Origin of the sequence: Spirillospora sp. NPDC046719 (assembly GCF_040645715.1) — a bacterium.
Taxonomy (GTDB): domain Bacteria; phylum Actinomycetota; class Actinomycetes; order Streptosporangiales; family Streptosporangiaceae; genus Spirillospora.
In genome coordinates this window covers 1-1616 of sequence record NZ_JBEYYT010000865.1, presented here as the reverse complement: position 1 = coordinate 1616, position 1616 = coordinate 1, and the positions used below count along the sequence as shown (strand labels likewise).

Sequence of the window (1616 nt, the reverse complement as noted above, 5' to 3'; positions counted from 1 at the left end):
CCTTCGTGGCGGTCCGCAGCCCGATGACCGTGTGCTCCCGCCCGCCGAGCCGGAGCGTCCGGCGGTGCAGCTTCATGCCGTCGCCCGCGCCGCGCGCGTTCGCCGGCCGCTGCACCGCCGTCACGCCCTCAGCCCTTCACACAGACGAGCTGCCGCAGGTGCGCGACGACCTCGACGAGGTCGGACTGCGACTCCATCACCGTCTCCAGGTCCTTGTAGGCGCCCGGGATCTCGTCGATGACGCCGCTGTCCTTGCGGCACTCGACGCCCCTGGTCTGCTCGACCAGGTCCTCGACGGTGAAGTTCTTGCGCGCCTTGTTCCGGCTCATCCGGCGGCCCGCGCCGTGCGACGCCGAGTTGAACGCCGTCTCGTTGCCGAGGCCGCGGACGATGTAGGTGCCGGTCGCCATCGACCCCGGGATGATGCCGAGGTCGCCGGCGCCCGCGCGGATCGCGCCCTTGCGGGTGACGAGCAGCTCCTCGCCGCCGTACTCCTCCTCCGCCACGTAGTTGTGGTGGCAGGAGATGACCTGGTTCCACCGGCAGCGCTTCTCGCCGAACTGCCTGGTCACGACGTTCTGCGCGAGCGCCATCATGACCGCGCGGTTGCGGCGCGCGTACTCCTGCGCCCAGAACAGGTCGTGCCGGTAGGCGTCCATCTTCGCGGTTCCGCTGAGGAACACGGCGAGGTCGGTGTCCGGAAGGTCCTGGTTGTGCGGGAGCTTGCGGGCCGCCTCGATGTGGTGCTCGGCGAGCACGTTCCCGATGTTGCGCGACCCCGAGTGCAGGACGAGCCAGATCCCGCCTTCGTCGTCCGCGCACAGCTCCAGGAAGTGGTTGCCGCCGCCGAGCGTGCCCATCTGCGAGCGCGCGCGGCCGAGGCCGGAGCGGACCGCCGGGTGCAGGTCCTCGAACTCCTTCCAGAACTCGTACCAGCCGCGCTCCTTCAGGTTCGGCAGCGCGGACGGGTCGACGGCGCTCTTGTGCGAACCGCGCCCCACGGGGATCGCCTTCTCCAGCCGGTGCCGGATACCCGACAGGTCGTCCGGCATGTCCTCCACGGTGAGCGTGGACTTGGCGGCGGTCATCCCGCAGCCGATGTCGACGCCGACCGCCGCCGGCGACACCGCGTTCTTCATCGCGATGACCGAGCCGACGGTCGCGCCCTTGCCGTAGTGGACGTCCGGCATGACCGCGAGCCCCTCCACCCAGGGCAGCGCGGACACGTTGCGGAGCTGGTCGAGGGCCTGGTCCTCGACGGTGTCGGGGTCGGTCCACATCCGGATGGGAACGCGGCCGCCCTTCAGGGTCTGGTACGGCATGCCTTCTCCTTCTCGACGGGATCCGAACCGTGATCTATGACGCCAGAGCCGCACGCCGCGGTTCAACCGGTTTTCCCGCCATGGCCGGGTTCATCCCCGCGGGCGTCAGCGGCGCCGCTCGGTGAGGCCCAGGCCGTCGAGGTGCTCCAGCAGCGCGACGGCGACGCGGCGGCTGGTGGACAGCGCGTCGCCCGCCTGCCGCGGCGTGAACGGCTGCGGCAGCGCGGACAGGATGCGCAGCGCCTCGCGGTCGGCGCCGGGCAGCAGGACGATGCCGTCGCGCAGCCGCAGCAC

At 71.2% G+C, this 1616-nt stretch carries 2 protein-coding genes; both read right to left on the bottom strand.

Annotation, left to right across the window (positions count from 1 at the left end; genetic code table 11):
• Positions 1–128: 128 nt before the first annotated feature.
• Positions 129–1322: an RtcB family protein gene (locus ABZ914_RS51070; protein ID WP_190856422.1), complete on the bottom strand. Its 1194-nt coding sequence runs from the start codon at positions 1320–1322 to the stop codon at positions 129–131.
• A 105-nt stretch (positions 1323–1427) separates the two neighbouring features.
• The coding region (locus tag ABZ914_RS51065) for a SelB domain-containing protein (protein ID WP_500201777.1) at positions 1428–1616 on the bottom strand (189 nt) is incomplete at its 5' end.

What these genes read in the sequence shown, in the direction of transcription:
- ABZ914_RS51070 (WP_190856422.1), bottom strand. Translation starts at nt 1,322, where the DNA reads ATGCCGTACCAGACCCTGAAGGGCGGCCGCGTTCCCATCCGGATGTGG.